This is a genomic window from Pseudomonas sp. CFII64, from assembly GCF_000416235.1.
Classification (GTDB): Bacteria; Pseudomonadota; Gammaproteobacteria; order Pseudomonadales; family Pseudomonadaceae; genus Aquipseudomonas.
In genome coordinates this window covers 16,817-31,198 of record NZ_ATLO01000046.1, presented here as the reverse complement: position 1 = coordinate 31,198, position 14,382 = coordinate 16,817, and the positions used below count along the sequence as shown (strand labels likewise).

At 59.0% G+C, this 14,382-nt stretch carries 19 protein-coding genes; 7 read left to right on the top strand and 12 right to left on the bottom strand.

Annotated features, from left to right (window positions below; all coding sequences use genetic code 11):
* Positions 1 to 149: 149 nt before the first annotated feature.
* The 5 genes from CFII64_RS21315 to CFII64_RS21295 all read left to right on the top strand — a co-directional run bounded on the left by CFII64_RS21315 (position 150) and on the right by CFII64_RS21295 (position 3,708).
* Positions 150 to 1,643 (top strand): RNA polymerase factor sigma-54, encoded by a 1,494-nt coding sequence (locus CFII64_RS21315; protein WP_020292918.1) that lies wholly within the window; start codon positions 150 to 152, stop codon positions 1,641 to 1,643.
* Between the two features lie 131 nt (positions 1,644 to 1,774).
* Complete coding sequence (gene hpf, locus CFII64_RS21310; RefSeq protein ID WP_020292917.1) at positions 1,775 to 2,083, top strand: ribosome hibernation-promoting factor, HPF/YfiA family; 309 nt, start codon at positions 1,775 to 1,777, stop codon at positions 2,081 to 2,083.
* Positions 2,084 to 2,094: 11 nt separating this feature from the next.
* On the top strand, positions 2,095 to 2,559 hold the full coding sequence (gene ptsN / locus CFII64_RS21305; RefSeq protein ID WP_020292916.1) for a PTS IIA-like nitrogen regulatory protein PtsN: 465 nt from the start codon (positions 2,095 to 2,097) through the stop codon (positions 2,557 to 2,559).
* A gap of 2 nt (positions 2,560 to 2,561) precedes the next feature.
* The gene (rapZ, locus tag CFII64_RS21300; protein ID WP_020292915.1) at positions 2,562 to 3,419 is read left to right on the top strand and encodes an RNase adapter RapZ; all 858 of its coding nucleotides are present in this window, start codon (positions 2,562 to 2,564) and stop codon (positions 3,417 to 3,419) included.
* 16 nt (positions 3,420 to 3,435) lie between these two features.
* Entirely contained in the window at positions 3,436 to 3,708 is a 273-nt protein-coding gene (locus tag CFII64_RS21295) for an HPr family phosphocarrier protein (RefSeq protein WP_020292914.1), read from the top strand.
* A gap of 27 nt (positions 3,709 to 3,735) precedes the next feature.
* Here the strand turns inward: CFII64_RS21295 and CFII64_RS21290 are convergent, their stop codons facing one another.
* Entirely contained in the window at positions 3,736 to 4,041 is a 306-nt protein-coding gene (locus tag CFII64_RS21290; RefSeq protein WP_020292913.1) for an XRE family transcriptional regulator, read from the bottom strand.
* Positions 4,034 to 4,399 carry a type II toxin-antitoxin system RelE/ParE family toxin gene (locus tag CFII64_RS21285; protein ID WP_020292912.1) on the bottom strand — a complete coding sequence of 122 codons (366 nt, stop codon included), beginning with the start codon at positions 4,397 to 4,399 and terminating at the stop codon, positions 4,034 to 4,036. The genes CFII64_RS21290 and CFII64_RS21285 overlap by 8 nt, the downstream gene beginning before the upstream one ends.
* Before the next feature lie 249 nt (positions 4,400 to 4,648).
* Here CFII64_RS21285 and CFII64_RS21280 point away from each other — a divergent pair, with 249 nt between their 5' ends.
* A complete protein-coding gene (locus tag CFII64_RS21280; RefSeq protein WP_020292911.1) occupies positions 4,649 to 4,966 on the top strand; it encodes a helix-turn-helix domain-containing protein in 318 nt (105 codons plus the stop codon).
* On the opposite strand, the gene CFII64_RS29460 is transcribed toward CFII64_RS21280, so the two are convergent.
* The 8 genes from CFII64_RS29460 to pmbA form a co-directional block, all read right to left on the bottom strand.
* Positions 4,963 to 5,313 (bottom strand): type II toxin-antitoxin system RelE/ParE family toxin, encoded by a 351-nt coding sequence (locus tag CFII64_RS29460; protein WP_020292910.1) that lies wholly within the window; start codon positions 5,311 to 5,313, stop codon positions 4,963 to 4,965. The two genes, CFII64_RS21280 and CFII64_RS29460, sit on opposite strands and share 4 nt — an antisense overlap.
* 217 nt (positions 5,314 to 5,530) lie before the next feature.
* Positions 5,531 to 5,875 carry a zinc ribbon domain-containing protein YjdM gene (locus CFII64_RS21270; RefSeq protein ID WP_044901604.1) on the bottom strand — a complete coding sequence of 115 codons (345 nt, stop codon included), beginning with the start codon at positions 5,873 to 5,875 and terminating at the stop codon, positions 5,531 to 5,533.
* A gap of 90 nt (positions 5,876 to 5,965) precedes the next feature.
* On the bottom strand, positions 5,966 to 6,850 hold the full coding sequence (locus tag CFII64_RS21265; RefSeq protein ID WP_020292908.1) for a ZIP family metal transporter: 885 nt from the start codon (positions 6,848 to 6,850) through the stop codon (positions 5,966 to 5,968).
* Positions 6,851 to 6,877: 27 nt separating this feature from the next.
* Positions 6,878 to 7,489: a superoxide dismutase gene (locus CFII64_RS21260; RefSeq protein ID WP_020292907.1), complete on the bottom strand. Its 612-nt coding sequence runs from the start codon at positions 7,487 to 7,489 to the stop codon at positions 6,878 to 6,880.
* Position 7,490: 1 nt separating this feature from the next.
* Complete coding sequence (locus CFII64_RS21255; RefSeq protein ID WP_020292906.1) at positions 7,491 to 7,958, bottom strand: hypothetical protein; 468 nt, start codon at positions 7,956 to 7,958, stop codon at positions 7,491 to 7,493.
* Positions 7,959 to 7,990: 32 nt separating this feature from the next.
* A complete protein-coding gene (locus tag CFII64_RS21250; RefSeq protein WP_020292905.1) occupies positions 7,991 to 9,367 on the bottom strand; it encodes an aspartate ammonia-lyase in 1,377 nt (458 codons plus the stop codon).
* Positions 9,360 to 9,758 carry a hypothetical protein gene (locus tag CFII64_RS21245; protein ID WP_020292904.1) on the bottom strand — a complete coding sequence of 133 codons (399 nt, stop codon included), beginning with the start codon at positions 9,756 to 9,758 and terminating at the stop codon, positions 9,360 to 9,362. The genes CFII64_RS21250 and CFII64_RS21245 overlap by 8 nt, the downstream gene beginning before the upstream one ends.
* Positions 9,759 to 10,037: 279 nt before the next feature.
* On the bottom strand, positions 10,038 to 11,384 hold the full coding sequence (gene pmbA / locus CFII64_RS21240) for a metalloprotease PmbA (RefSeq protein WP_020292903.1): 1,347 nt from the start codon (positions 11,382 to 11,384) through the stop codon (positions 10,038 to 10,040).
* Between the two features lie 107 nt (positions 11,385 to 11,491).
* Here pmbA and yjgA point away from each other — a divergent pair, with 107 nt between their 5' ends.
* Positions 11,492 to 12,013 (top strand): ribosome biogenesis factor YjgA, encoded by a 522-nt coding sequence (yjgA, locus tag CFII64_RS21235; RefSeq protein ID WP_020292902.1) that lies wholly within the window; start codon positions 11,492 to 11,494, stop codon positions 12,011 to 12,013.
* 48 nt (positions 12,014 to 12,061) lie between these two features.
* Here the strand turns inward: yjgA and tldD are convergent, their stop codons facing one another.
* Both tldD and CFII64_RS21225 read right to left on the bottom strand, forming a co-directional pair.
* The gene (gene tldD / locus CFII64_RS21230; RefSeq protein WP_020292901.1) at positions 12,062 to 13,501 is read right to left on the bottom strand and encodes a metalloprotease TldD; all 1,440 of its coding nucleotides are present in this window, start codon (positions 13,499 to 13,501) and stop codon (positions 12,062 to 12,064) included.
* A gap of 2 nt (positions 13,502 to 13,503) precedes the next feature.
* The gene (locus CFII64_RS21225; RefSeq protein WP_020292900.1) at positions 13,504 to 14,355 is read right to left on the bottom strand and encodes a carbon-nitrogen hydrolase family protein; all 852 of its coding nucleotides are present in this window, start codon (positions 14,353 to 14,355) and stop codon (positions 13,504 to 13,506) included.
* Positions 14,356 to 14,382: the final 27 nt, after the last annotated feature.

Genomic DNA, 14,382 nt, shown 5'->3' with positions numbered 1-14,382 from the left:
CAGAGTGTTTTCGATGATGAAGCTTTAATTGCCATCACACTCTAGGCAAACACTTCGGTTTCAGGCATATAATTTGCTTATGTAGGCGCCCCGGCGCCCTGATAGTGGATGGCGCATGTGCGCCGGCGAATAAGGTGTTAGCCCCAGCCATGAAACCATCGCTAGTCCTGAGAATGGGCCAGCAGCTGACGATGACGCCGCAGCTGCAACAGGCCATCCGCTTACTCCAGCTTTCGACTCTGGATCTCCAACAGGAGATTCAGGAGGCGCTGGAATCCAACCCTATGCTGGAACGCCAGGAAGAAGGCGAGGATTTCGACAACGCCGATCCGCTGGCTGACAACATCGAGCAAAAGCCCAACCCTGATGTTCAGGAGCCGACCTATCAGGAATCCGCCCCGACGGTCGACAACCTGGAAGAAGGCGACTGGAACGAGCGCATTCCCAACGAACTGCCGGTGGACACTGCCTGGGAAGACGTCTATCAGACCAGCGCCAGCAGCCTGCCCAGCAATGACGACGACGAATGGGACTTCACCACTCGCACATCCGTCGGGGAAAGCCTGCAGAGCCATTTGCTCTGGCAGCTGAATCTGGCGCCGATGTCCGACACTGATCGCCTGATTGCCGTTACGCTGATCGACTGCATCAACAATCAGGGTTATCTGGACGAAACACTCGAAGAAATTCTCGACGCCTTCGATCCCGAACTCGACATCGAGCTCGACGAGATCGAAGCCGTTCTGCACCGCATCCAGCAGTTTGAACCTGCCGGTATCGGCGCGCGCAACCTCAGCGAATGCCTGATGCTGCAATTGCGTCAACTGCCTGCCAAGACCCGCTGGCTTGCCGAGGCGCAACGCCTGGTCAGTGACTTCATCGACCTGTTGGGCAGCCGCGATTACGGCCAGCTGATGCGCCGCATGAAGCTCAAGGAAGACGAGCTGCGCCAGGTGATCGAACTGGTGCAGAGCCTCAACCCACGGCCGGGTTCGCAAATCGAATCCGCCGAAGCCGAATACGTCGTCCCGGACGTCATTGTGCGCAAGGACAACGAACGCTGGCTGGTGGAGCTCAATCAAGAGTCGGTCCCGCGCCTGCGCGTCAATCCGCAATACGCCGGATTCGTCCGCCGCGCCGACACCAGCGCCGACAACACTTTCATGCGCAATCAGTTGCAGGAAGCCCGCTGGTTCATCAAGAGCCTGCAGAGCCGCAACGAAACGCTCATGAAGGTTGCCACGCAGATCGTCGAGCATCAGCGCGGCTTCCTGGAATACGGCGATGAAGCGATGAAGCCGCTGGTCCTGCATGACATCGCTGAAGCGGTCGGCATGCACGAATCGACGATTTCCCGCGTGACCACGCAAAAATTCATGCATACGCCGCGCGGTATCTACGAACTGAAATATTTCTTTTCGAGCCACGTAAGCACGTCCGAGGGCGGTGAGTGTTCGTCCACGGCGATTCGCGCGATCATCAAAAAACTGGTTGCCGCCGAAAATCAGAAAAAGCCGTTGAGTGACAGCAAGATCGCTGGTTTACTGGAGGCACAAGGCATTCAGGTAGCTCGTCGCACAGTTGCTAAATACCGCGAATCACTGGGCATTGCGCCATCTAGCGAACGCAAGCGACTGATGTGACCCGGCAAGGGTAAAGACGTGGCGCGCACACTCCGCAGTCGTTTTTACCCAAGCCCCAGCTGCCGGCCAAAGCGTTCCAGTGGCAGGCAACAGCCTGCCTCTTTATGCACTGGCAATAAGGAGAAAGCGGTATGCAAGTCAACATCAGTGGACATCAACTGGATGTGACCGACGCCATGCGCACCTACATCACCGAAAAACTCGGGAAGCTGGAGCGCCACTTCGACAAGATAACCAATGTGCAGGTCATCATGGAGGTCGAGAAGCTGAAACAGAAAATCGAAGCCACCCTGCATATCCCCGGCGCGAAGGTAGTCGCCAATGCGGAACATGACGACATGTACGCGGCGATAGACCTTCTGACCGACAAGCTAGACAGACAATTGCTCAAGCATAAGGAAAAGCAGATCGGCCACCTTCAGGGTGCGACGGCTCGCTGATACCCCCACACATGATCCGACTCGAAAACATCCTGACCCCCGGCCGTTCACTCGTGAACGTGCCGGGCGGCAGTAAGAAAGGTGCACTCGAACAGATTGCCAGGCTGATCGGCAGAGAAGTGCCTGATCTGGATTGGCAGGTTGTGTTCGACAGCCTCATCGCCCGCGAAAAGCTTGGCTCTACTGGCTTTGGCAACGGAATCGCCATCCCTCATTGTCGCCTGAAGGGGTGTCACTCGCCCATCAGCGCGTTGCTGCACCTGAAAGCGCCTGTTGATTTCGATGCCATTGATGGTGCGCCTGTGGACCTGCTGTTTGTCCTGCTGGTTCCGGAAGCTGCCACCGATGCACACCTGGAGCTATTGCGCCAAATTGCCAGCATGCTTGATCGCAAAGAAGTGCGTGACCGTCTGCGCAGCGCTGATAGCAATGAAGCGCTTTATCAGGTGGTACTGGACGAGCAGAACGGGCATTAACCATGCGCATGATTATTGTCAGTGGCCGTTCCGGCTCCGGTAAGAGTACGGCCCTGGATGTATTGGAGGACAGCGGCTTCTACTGCGTTGACAACCTCCCGGCGGGCCTGCTGCCTGAGCTTGCCGAACGCGCGCTGATCAATACCGAGCTGGCCGAGCCGCTGCTCGCCGTCTCCATCGACGCGCGCAACCTGCCAAGTCACCTGACCCGTTTCCCGCAGATGCTTGAAGAAGTACGCTCGCGCAATATTCAGTGCGATGTGCTTTATCTGGATGCTGACGAAGCGACCCTGTTCAAGCGCTTCTCGGAAACCCGTCGCCGCCATCCGCTGAGCACCGCAAATCGCTCGCTCGCCGAGGCGATTCGGGACGAAACCACGTTATTGGGCCCGATCATCGATCTGGCCGACCTGAAGATCAACACCACGCACCTGAACCTGTATCAGCTGCGCGACACCTTGAAGCTGCGTCTGCTCAACAAGCCGGAACCGGGCACTGCGTTCCTGATCGAGTCATTTGGTTTCAAGCGCGGCATGCCGGTGGATGCCGATCTGGTTTTCGATGTTCGCTGCCTGCCCAATCCCTACTGGAAGCCGGAACTGCGCGAACAATCGGGCCTTGACCAACCGGTAATCGACTACCTCGCTGCGCAGCCCGACGTCGAAGAGATGTTTCAGGACATTTTCACTTATCTCAACAAATGGCTACCCCGTTTCGCTGCCAGCAATCGCTCCTATGTCACCATTGCCATTGGCTGCACCGGCGGGCACCACCGCTCTGTTTACCTGACCGAGCGCCTCGGCCAGGTCCTGCATCAATCCCTCAAGAATGTTCAGGTCCGTCACCGCGACCTTAGCTGAAAGGACTTCCACTGCGATGCCCGCTCGTCAAATAACAATCATCAACAAGCTCGGCCTGCACGCTCGCGCAGCTGCCAAATTCGTCGGCGTGGCCGGAAGATTCCCTTGCCAGATCAGAGTCGGCCGTTCGCCCGAGAGCATGGTCGATGGCAAAAGCATCATGGCGGTCATGATGCTCGCCGCAGGCAAAGGTACGGAAATCCACTTGTCGACCGAAGGCGAACAGGAAGACGCTGCGCTGGCTGGCCTGGTCGAGCTGATCGACAACAAGTTTGATGAGGGTGAGTGATTAGCGCCTTGGCGCACTCAGCTCAGCTCAGCTCGTAAAATTTTCGATTTTTATCTGCCCGTCCGGGAAGGTAGCGACGATCTCCAGCTCCCCACCCATAGCCCGAATATAATTGCGCAGGGTGCTGATATACATGTCTGTACGGCGCTCCATCTTGGACACCGCCGCTTGATTGATATGCAGTGTCTTCGCCAGGGTTGCCTGGCTCAATGCCTTCGCTTGGCGTAGCTCATGCAACGGCATCTGTTGCAAGTGATGCTCGTAGAGCTTGTCGGCAAGCTCCAGCGCTTGCGGCGACATGCGCGCCCGCAGCTCGGCAAATTTCTTAGCCATCGTTCAGTTCCTCGTTAAGCAGCGTGGCGAGATGTTCGTCATACAGTCGCTCGGCCATTGGCACATATTCGATATACCACCGGTTATGCCCGGTCCTGTCCCCTCCGATCAGCAGCAGAACGCAGCGCCTTGGATCGAAGGCATACAGGATTCGAAACGGACGACCTCCGTGCTGTATGCGTAACTCTCGAAGGTTGCCATGGCGTGCGCCCTTGATAGCACTGCAATGAGGGAAACGAAGCGCGGGACCGAACTGCCCCAGCAACCTTACGCTCGCCTCGACACTCGACTGCTCGTTCGTCCTCAGACACTCCCACCAGCTGCCAAATTCGTCTGTGTATTCTATTTCCCAGTTCATCCATGAACTATGGCGAAGCCGAATTATAACCTCAACGGAATATATCGGTTAATCCTGAAGGAAGAATCTGGGTTTGCTGTCTCTTTTTGCGCTTAGTGAATCGAAACGTTAGGCCTTCAACAGCTTGGCCTGCATGCCTACGCCCCCTTTCCCTAAGTCGCCCGACCATTCGGAAGATTCTCTTGACCGACAAGAGGATCCAAAGCTACTCTTTTATCTTAAATTTAAGATATTCTGTAGAGGCATGTTATGGCGCTCCAATTTCACGACAGCCCTTTTCACGTGACCCATGATGAAGAAGCTGCCAGCAAGATGGCACTCAAGATGGATCTTTCAATCTTCATTACCAACTGCATCAAGAAGTTGGGTCTCAAGCAAAGCGAAGCGGCGGTCAGGCTGGGTTTGACTCAGTCGCGAGTTTCGGAACTGGCTAACGGCAAAATCGAAAAATTCACTATCGACGCCATGATAGACATGCTTGACAGGTTGGGCTTCCGCGCCAATTTCACAATGTCAGCGTCGGATATCGATGCCTCACCTCAAATTGTGATTTCCAGGCAGGCTTAAAGCCGGTATCCCATACCTCGCAACTCGCTTTTGAGTTCCTTAAGCCGGAGCGTAGCAACCGTCATCGCATGCCTATCGGTGTTATTCGTCGTTTTTACGAACGAGTGCAGGACGACGACCATGTCGGCATATTTGGCGATATAAAGGCAGCGGTACGCCGGGCTGCCGTTAATGATCAGCTCGATCACGCCAGCGCCAACGGAATCAACAAGCTGCTTGATAGCCAGTCGTGGTTCCTGGTCAAACTGAATCCCTCTCAGATCTTTGCCGAATTCATCCTGCACATTTTCCGGCAGATCGTTGTATTCCCGCTCGGCGGCGGCGCTTACAAACGCAAACCTTTTCAAAAATGACCCTATTGGCTGTCCAGGATTTGCTTGAGGCAGCGTCGCGCGACTCAAGTGGGCTCGCTAAAGCGCGAATAGGTATTGTACTTACGCCACTTGAAGGAAAAATCTGCAAACTCCGTACGCCGGATATGAAAAATCCGAAGTCCTCGCGAACTTCGGATTACACATCGGCGACGGCGTTGAAGCTCAGCAAAGCGTCAACCGCCGGGCAAGCTTAGCCCTTCTTCACAAACTCCGACTTCAGCTTCATCGCGCCGATGCCGTCGATTTTGCAGTCGATGTCGTGATCGCCGTCGACCAAACGGATGTTCTTGACCTTGGTGCCGACCTTGACCACCAGCGAGGAGCCTTTGACTTTCAGGTCTTTGATCACGGTGACGGTATCGCCGTCTTGCAGGGTATTACCGACTGAATCCTTGATGACTTTGACGTCGTCGGCAGCTTCGGCTGTTCCTTCGGCGGACCATTCGTGCGCGCATTCCGGGCAGATCAGCATCGCACCGTCTTCGTAGGTGTATTCGGAATTGCATTTTGGGCAGGCAGGTAAGCTCACGGTCATTCTCGCGTCGAAGGATAAAAACCATGGATTATAAGGGGTTTTTCCAAACGCCGGGGGACGAATCCCCGCAAGCATTGATCGACCAGGTGTTCAGGCCAAAGCAGTATCCATCACCATCATCAGGCAAAAGCCGGAAATCAGCCCGAGGCTGGCAATCTTTTCGTGCCCGTTACGGCGGGATTCCGGGATGATTTCCTGGGTCACCACCAGCAACATGGCACCCGCCGCAAAGGCCAGGCCCAATGGCAGCAACAACTCGGCGATGCCTACCAGCCAGGCGCACAGCAAGGCGAACACCGGCTCCACCAGACCGGAGGCGGCGCCGATGAGGAACGCCTTGAAGCGCGACATCCCGGCACCGGCCAGCACCAGGGCGATCACCAGCCCTTCCGGCACGTCCTGAATGGCGATGCCCATGGCCAGGCTGTCGGCATCGGGCAGACCACCGCCCGCAGAGACGCCAATGGCCATGCCCTCCGGAATGTTGTGGGCAATGATCGCGATGACGAACAGCCAGATGCGCGGCGCAATGACCGGCAGCTCCGAGCTACTGAGCGGCGAGCCTTTCGAGACGCTGTGATCGACCACGAACAGGCCAATCGCGCCAAGAAAGATTCCCAGGCTGACCATCCCACCCGCGCCCCAAGGAGAATACCCAAGGCTTTCAGCGGCGCTCAGGCCCGGCACGATCAGCGAAAACGCCGTCGCGGCCAGCATCACTCCGGCACCGAAACCCAACAGGCCATCGGAAACCGCCACCGGCATATTGCGAATCACCAGCACCGGCACGGCGCCCAGCGCGGTGCCCAAGGCGCAAATTGCGCCGCCTTCAAGGGCGCGCATCAGGCGCGGCTCCAGGCTCAGCCAGCTCAAGCCGTGCGAGACCAACAGCGCCGTGCCGGCCAGCAGCAGAATCGAACCCAATGCCAGGCGAAACAACCGCCCGCTGCTGATCGTGACTATTTCCGTGCGCATAAACTGCCTTGGATCGAGGGTGGATAATCAGGCCAGAGCGGCCTGGTAACGCCGGGTGACTTCGGCCCAGTTGATGACGTTGTAAAACGCGTTGATGTATTCCGGGCGGCGGTTCTGATAGCGCAGGTAGTAAGCGTGTTCCCACACATCCAGGCCCAGGATTGGTGTATTGCCGTTCATCAGCGGGCTGTCCTGGTTGCCGCTGCTTTCGACCACCAGCTTGTTTTCCGGGGTCACGCTCAGCCAGGCCCAACCACTGCCGAAGCGGGTCAATGCGGCTTTGGTGAACGCATCCTTGAACTGTTCGAAACCGCCCAATTGCTCATCAATGGCCTTGGCGACTTCACCTTCAGGAAGGCCGCCGCCTTTTGGCGTCATGACCGCCCAGAACAGCGAATGGTTGGCGTGTCCACCGCCCTGATTGATCACTGCCGGGCGCAGTTTTTCCGGCAACTGCTGCACCGCTGCCACCAGTTTCTCGATGGGCCATTCAGCATATTCGGTGCCTTCGACGGCAGCGTTGAGGTTGTTGATGTAGGTCTGGTGGTGCTTGGTGTAGTGGATTTCCATGGTTTGCGCATCGATGTGCGGTTCCAGGGCGTCGTAGGCGTAAGGCAAGGCAGGCAAGGTAAACGGCATATCAATGTACTCCGTGGGAATGGCCGAAAGTGGTGGCGGCGTTGCGCTGCAATGACACCCGCGCGTGCTCGCCGCCGCTGCTCAGCAGCCGATGGGTCCGAGGGTATTCGCCGTGCTCGCTGATGAAGGTCAGCAATTCGGCGTAAGTTTTGCTGCTGTGGCGCAGCGCCGCTTTGCGCAGCGCAGGCGTGAAATGCGCGTCCTGCATGACATGCAGCAAACGCTGGTGGATTGCACAAAGGTATTCCGCGCTCTCCTCCGGCTGCTTCAGGCTCAGGTGCAGGTGCAGGTCGGCCAGGTTGTGATGGGAAATGACGCAAGCCGCCACGGCTTCGTCAGGGTTCGGCCAGCGGTCGAACAACACTTGAGCCAGCGCCAGCGCCTGTAGATACAACTCGCGGGCGTCAACCAGCTCACCGAGATTGAAACAGCGATTGGCATGTTCGATAGTGCGTTTCCAGTGCTCCATGGCGCGACTCCTCAAGCAGTGGCTGGCAAGCGTCAGATCCCGCCAGCGGTCAGTTTTTCCGGATCGAGCAGCGTTTCCAGCCGGCTACGCTGCAAGTCGGTGTGTTCAAGGGCGACATCAATGATCGGCCGCCCTTGCTGGTAGGCGGTCTTGGCGATCTCGGCGGCCTTCTGGTAGCCGATGATCGGATTCAAGGCGGTCACCAGGATCGGATTGCGCGACAGCGCTTCCTTGAGCTTGGCTTCGTTGACCTTGAAGGTGGCGATGGCCTTGTCGGCCAGCAGACGACTGGAGTTGGCCAGCAACTCGATGCTGCTCAGCAGGTTCTGGGCGATGATCGGCAACATCACGTTCAGTTCGAAATTGCCTGACTGACCCGCGACGGTGATGGCTGCGTCGTTGCCGATGACTTGCGCAGCGACCATGGCGGTGGCTTCCGGGATCACCGGATTCACCTTGCCGGGCATGATCGATGAACCCGGCTGCAAGGCTTCAAGCTCGATTTCGCCCAAGCCCGCCAATGGCCCGGAATTCATCCAGCGCAGATCGTTGGCGATTTTCATCAGCGACACCGCAGTGCCCTTGAGCTGGCCAGATACCGCGACGGCGGTGTCTTGCGAGCCGATCAGCGCGAACAAATCCTTGCCCGGCACGAATTCAACATGGCTCAGACGACTCAGATGCGTGCTGAAACGCCTGGCGAATTCAGGATGTGCGTTGATCCCGGTGCCCACCGCCGTACCGCCCTGCGCCAGGGCTTGCAGACTCGGCAGCAAACCTTGCAGGTGTTCGATGTTGGCGCGAATCTGCTGCGCCCAGCCGTTCAACACCTGGCTCATGCGCACCGGCATGGCGTCCATCAGGTGCGTGCGGCCGGTCTTGATGAACGGATGAACCTCGATTGCCTTGCGTTCGATCACTTCGACCAGATGGCTTAGCGCCGGCAGCAGTTGCTCGTGCAACGCCAGCGCCGCGCTGACATGAATCGTGGTGGGGATGATGTCGTTGCTGCTTTGCCCGCAATTCACGTGATCGTTCGGATTGACCGCTTCGCCCAGCACCCGGCTGGCCAGGGTCGCGATGACTTCGTTGGCATTCATGTTGGTGCTGGTGCCGGAGCCGGTCTGGAACACATCCACCGGGAAGTGCGCCATGTAATCCGCGGCCAACAGGTCCTGGCAGGCGGTGACGATGGCCGAGCTCTGCGCTTCGGAAATCTGTTCCAGTTCCAGATTGGCCTGGGCCGCAGCCGCTTTGGCGAGCAGCAAGGCCCGGACGAATTGCGCCGGCATGCGCAGATTGCTGATGGGGAAGTTATTCACCGCACGCTGAGTCTGCGCGCCATACAGAGCCTCGGCCGGCACCTGCAATTGGCCCATGCTGTCGCGTTCGATACGGGTATTACTCATCGGAATATCCTTGCACCAGTTCAGTAAGAGAAATCGAGGGTTGCAGCACGCAGGTCGCCAGTTGCTGGGCCAGCGCATGGAAGCGTTGCTGCTCGGCACAAGACTTGGCGAGCGCCTGAAGATCGCGCAACGGGCGCCAGGCCTGATCGACGCACAAGCAGCGCCAATGCCAGGGCAGCACCGTGTCGCGGGCCGTATCCAGCAAGGTACGCAAGGAGGTTTCAGCGATCATTAAGCGAGGGGTGGCCGTGAAACGCGCCAGATAGCGCCCTTCGGCCAGGTAGTGGTCGATCAAGCGCGGCTCGTCGGGATCGAGGGCGCAACGAACTCTCAGGCTCAAGCCGCGCCAGTTTTCCAGGTGCGGCGGCAACGCGTGCAAGGCAGGACGCATGAAACTCGCCTCATTTACGTAATGATATTCATTATTAAATGATATTGAGAATCAAAACAACCCTGAGGAGGAGTTAGATAGAGATCTGTTGGAGCGAGGCTTGCCCGCGAAGAACGATACGCCGCAGGTCGGGCCAGCCTGTTTGATGTGAGCCAACTTGTTGGCGAGACGAATATATAACGACCGACAGGAGGGGACTCGTCCCCGAATGCGATGGTCCTGACAACGAAATCCGGAAGGTTAACGCTGCCTGAGCCACCGCCATTCGGGAGAGGTGGATCAACTACCCGCGACCGTCATTTTTTCGATCAATACCGAACCGGTGCGGATGTTGCTGCGCAGTTCCAGGTCGTTACCGACCGCGACGATCTGTTTGAACATGTCGCGCATGTTGCCCGCAATGGTGACTTCCTGGACCGGGAACTGGATTTCGCCGTTTTCGACCCAGAAACCCGCCGCGCCACGGGAATAGTCACCCGTGACCATGTTCAAACCGCTGCCCATCAGCTCGGTGACCAGCAGGCCACGCCCCATGCGACGCACCAGCGCGGCCTGATCTTCGCTGCCGTGGGTGACGAACAGGTTGTGCACGCCGCCGGCGTTGGCGGTGCTTGGCAGGTTGAGCTTACGGCCCGAATAAGTGCTGAGGATGTAGGAAACCAGCTCGCCGCCTTCGACGAAAGGTTTGGCGTAAGTCGCCAGACCGTCACCGTCAAAGGCCGAACTGCCCATGGCGCGCATCAAGTGCGGACGCTCGTCGATGGTCATCCATTCCGGAAACAGCCGCTGGCCCATGGCGCCTTCGAGGAAAGAAGACTTGCGGTACAGGTTGCCGCCGGAAATCGCCGCGAGGAAACTGCCGAACAGACCACCGGCCAACTCTGCGGAAAACAGCACCGGCACTTCACAGGTCGGTACTGGCCGCGCGCCCAGACGGCTCGCTGCCCGCTCTGCGGCCTTGCGACCGATGCTTTGCGCGTCGGCGAGCAATTCGCCCTGGCGGCTCACGTCGTACCAGTAGTCACGCTGCATCTGGCCTTCGCCTTCAGCAATCATGACGCAGCTCAGGCTGTGCCGGGTCGACGCATAACCACCGATGAAACCATGGCTGTTGCCGTAGACGCGACAGCCTTGATGCGTGCTGAGCGTGGTGCCGTCGGCATTCTTGATCCGGCTGTCGGCATCGAACGCGGCGGCTTCACACAGCAGGGCCTTTTCGATGGCCTGCTCCGGGGTGATGTCCCAGGCGTGATACAGATCGAAATCCATCTGCTCCCTGGCCATCAGCGCGGCATCGGCCAGACCCGAGCTTTCATCTTCGGAGGTGTGCCTGGCAATCGCCAGCGCCGCCGCGACGGTTTCGCGAATGGCGTCCGCGCCGCTGGCCGAGGTGCTGGCCGAGCCTTTACGCTGGCCGACGTACAAGGTAATGCCAAAGCCTTGGTCGCGATTGAACTCGACCGTTTCCACTTCTCGCTGGCGAACCGAGGTCGACAGGCCCTGCTCCAGCGATACCGCGACTTCGCAGGCGCTGGCGCCCTGACGCCTGGCTTCAGCGATGATGTGTTCCACTTGTTCCTGCAGTGCGGGCAAGGCCTGTGGGCCAACGCTTTGTGATGCACTCATGACTTTCTCCATCAAATTCTGCTTTCGGCACAGGCCGAATACCGAGCGGGCCGGACAAGCGGCCCCCGACTGGTTATCATGGCGGCGTTTATTTGCGGACTGCCCCCATGGTTGATTCTTACGACGACTCCCTCGACGGGGAGAAAAGCAAAACCCAGGTCAAACGCGAGCTGCATGCTCTGGTTGATCTTGGCGAGCGCCTGACGACACTCAAGCCTGACTTGCTGGCCAAGTTGCCCTTGACCGACGCCTTGCGTAAAGCCCTGGCCGATGCGCCCAAGCACACGGCCAACATTGCGCGAAAACGCCACATCATGTTCATCGGCAAGCTGATGCGCGATCAGGATCAGGACGCCATTCTGGTGTTGCTTGATCAACTCGATGCCTCCACTCGCCAATACAACGAACGTTTTCATGGTCTGGAACGCTGGCGTGATCGCTTGATCGCCGGCGACGACGCCGTTCTGGAGAAGTTTGTCAGCGAATATCCGGATGCGGATCGCCAACAACTGCGTTCCTTGATTCGCCAGGCTCAACACGAGCTTGCGCAAAACAAGCCGCCGGCCTCCAGCCGTAAAATCTTCAAATACATTCGTGAACTGGATGAGACGCTGCGCGGCTTGCGCTAGCTTCAAGTCGCGGGGCGGACTGTTTGACGGTCCGCCCCGGCTTCACCCTTAACCGCCCGTGCCGCCTACCGTGATCGCATCGATCTTCAGGGTCGGCTGACCCACGCCTACCGGAACCGACTGGCCGTCCTTGCCGCAGGTGCCGACGCCACTGTCCAGCGACAAGTCATTGCCCACCATCGACACCTTGCTCATCGCCTCCGGCCCGTTGCCAATCAACGTCGCGCCTTTGACCGGGGCAGTGATCTTGCCGTCTTCGATCAAATACGCTTCGCTGGTGGAGAACACGAACTTGCCGCTGGTGATGTCGACCTGACCGCCGCCGAGGTTGGCGCAATAAATCCCGCGCTTCACCGAAGCGATGATTTCCTGCGGATCGCTCTGTCCGGCCAGCATGTAGGTGTTGGTCATGCGCGGCATCGGCAGGTGCGCATAGGATTCCCGGCGACCGTTACCGGTGCGCGCCACGCCCATCAGTCGCGCGTTGAGCTTGTCTTGCATGTAACCCTTGAGGACGCCGTTTTCGATCAGGGTGGTGCATTCGGTCGGCGTACCTTCGTCATCGACGCTCAGCGAACCGCGACGGCCCGCCAGCGTGCCGTCATCGACGATGGTGCACAGCTTGGAGGCGACCATTTCACCCATGCGTCCGCTGTACGCGGAACTGCCCTTGCGGTTGAAATCGCCTTCCAGACCATGACCCACGGCTTCGTGAAGCAACACGCCCGACCAACCGGAACCGAGCACGACTGGCAAAGTGCCGGCCGGTGCCGGAATGGCTTCCAGGTTGACCAGCGCCTGACGCAACGCTTCACGGGCGTAACCCATGGCGCGGTCGTCGCTGAGGAAATACCGGTAATCGGTACGCCCGCCGCCGCCATGCCCGCCGCGCTCGCGGCGGCCATTCTGCTCGACGATCACGCTGACGTTGAAGCGCACCAGCGGCCGCACATCGGCGGCCAGACTGCCATCAGTGGAGGCGACGAGAATCCGCTCCCAAACCCCGGCCATGCTGACGGTCACCTGCTGGATACGCGTATCCAGCGCCCGGGTTGCGATATCCACACGCTTGAGCAGTTCGACCTTCTCGGCACGCGTCATGACTTCCAGCGGGTTGTCCGGCGCGTACAACTGGGCAACGTCCTGGGTCGTGAAGGCCTGAACGGTGCCGTTCTGGCCGGCGCGGGAAATCGAACGCGCCGCGCGCGCCGCCGCGCTCAAGGCTTCATGGGTAATCGCGTTGCTGTAGGCGAAACCGGTTTTCTCACCCGATTGCGCCCGCACACCAACGCCCTGATCGAGATTGAAACTGCCTTCCTTGACGATGCCGTCTTCCAGCGACCAGGACTCGGAAATCTGGCCCTGGAAATACAGGTCAGCCGCGTCGATACCCGGGCCGGCCAGCTCGCCCAGCACCGATTGCAGGCTGTCGAGGGTCACGCCGCCGGGGGCCAGAAGGTGTTCGCTGACTGAGGACAAGTCGCTCATATTCACTCCGAGGTCTGCACAGGCCGCAATGCGTCCTGCGAAAAAAAGCGCCGGTGACTGGACACCGGCATCCGCGCCCGTATGGACGCCTGTTCATCAATGTCGCGTTCGCCCAGCAGCACGGCTTCACCCTGCGCCTGCTCGGCCAGCACTCGACCCCAGGGGTCGACGATCGCGGCGTGCCCATAAGTTTCCCGAGGCCCCGGATGGACCCCGCCTTGCGCAGCTGCCAGCAGATAACACTGGGTTTCAATGGCCCGCGCCCGGATAAGAATGTCCCAATGCGCCGCACCGGTAACGGCGGTGAAGGCCGACGGTGCGGTAATCAATTCGGCGCCCGCTTCACGCAAGGCGCTGTACAGCTCGGGGAAGCGCAAGTCGTAACAGACGCTCAAGCCCAGCCGACCTACGGGGGTGTCGACAACCACCACGTTATTGCCATGAGCGTAGTCATCCGACTCCCGATAACGACCCCGGTTGTCCGCGACGTCCACATCGAACAGGTGCAGCTTGTCGTAACGCGCCACCTGTTCGCCGTGCTCATCGATCAACAGCGAACAGGCGGTGACTTTGCCGTTCGGCTGATCACCGGGCGGCAGCGGCAACGTGCCGGCAACTATCCATAACTTGAGGTCGCGAGCGGCCAGTTTCAACCATGGCAGGATCGGACCGTGCCCCTGAGCCTCGGCGCGACCGATATCGGCGACGTCGCGACGCCCCATGGCAGCGAAGTTTTCCGGCAATACCGCCAGGCGTGCGCCCGAGGCTGCAGCCTGTTCGAGCAAGCGGCGCGCCTGATCCAGATTACCCAGGACATCGCTCTGACTGACCATTTGAATCACGGCAAAAGACATGGCGCACTCCGCTGATGACAGGCCACC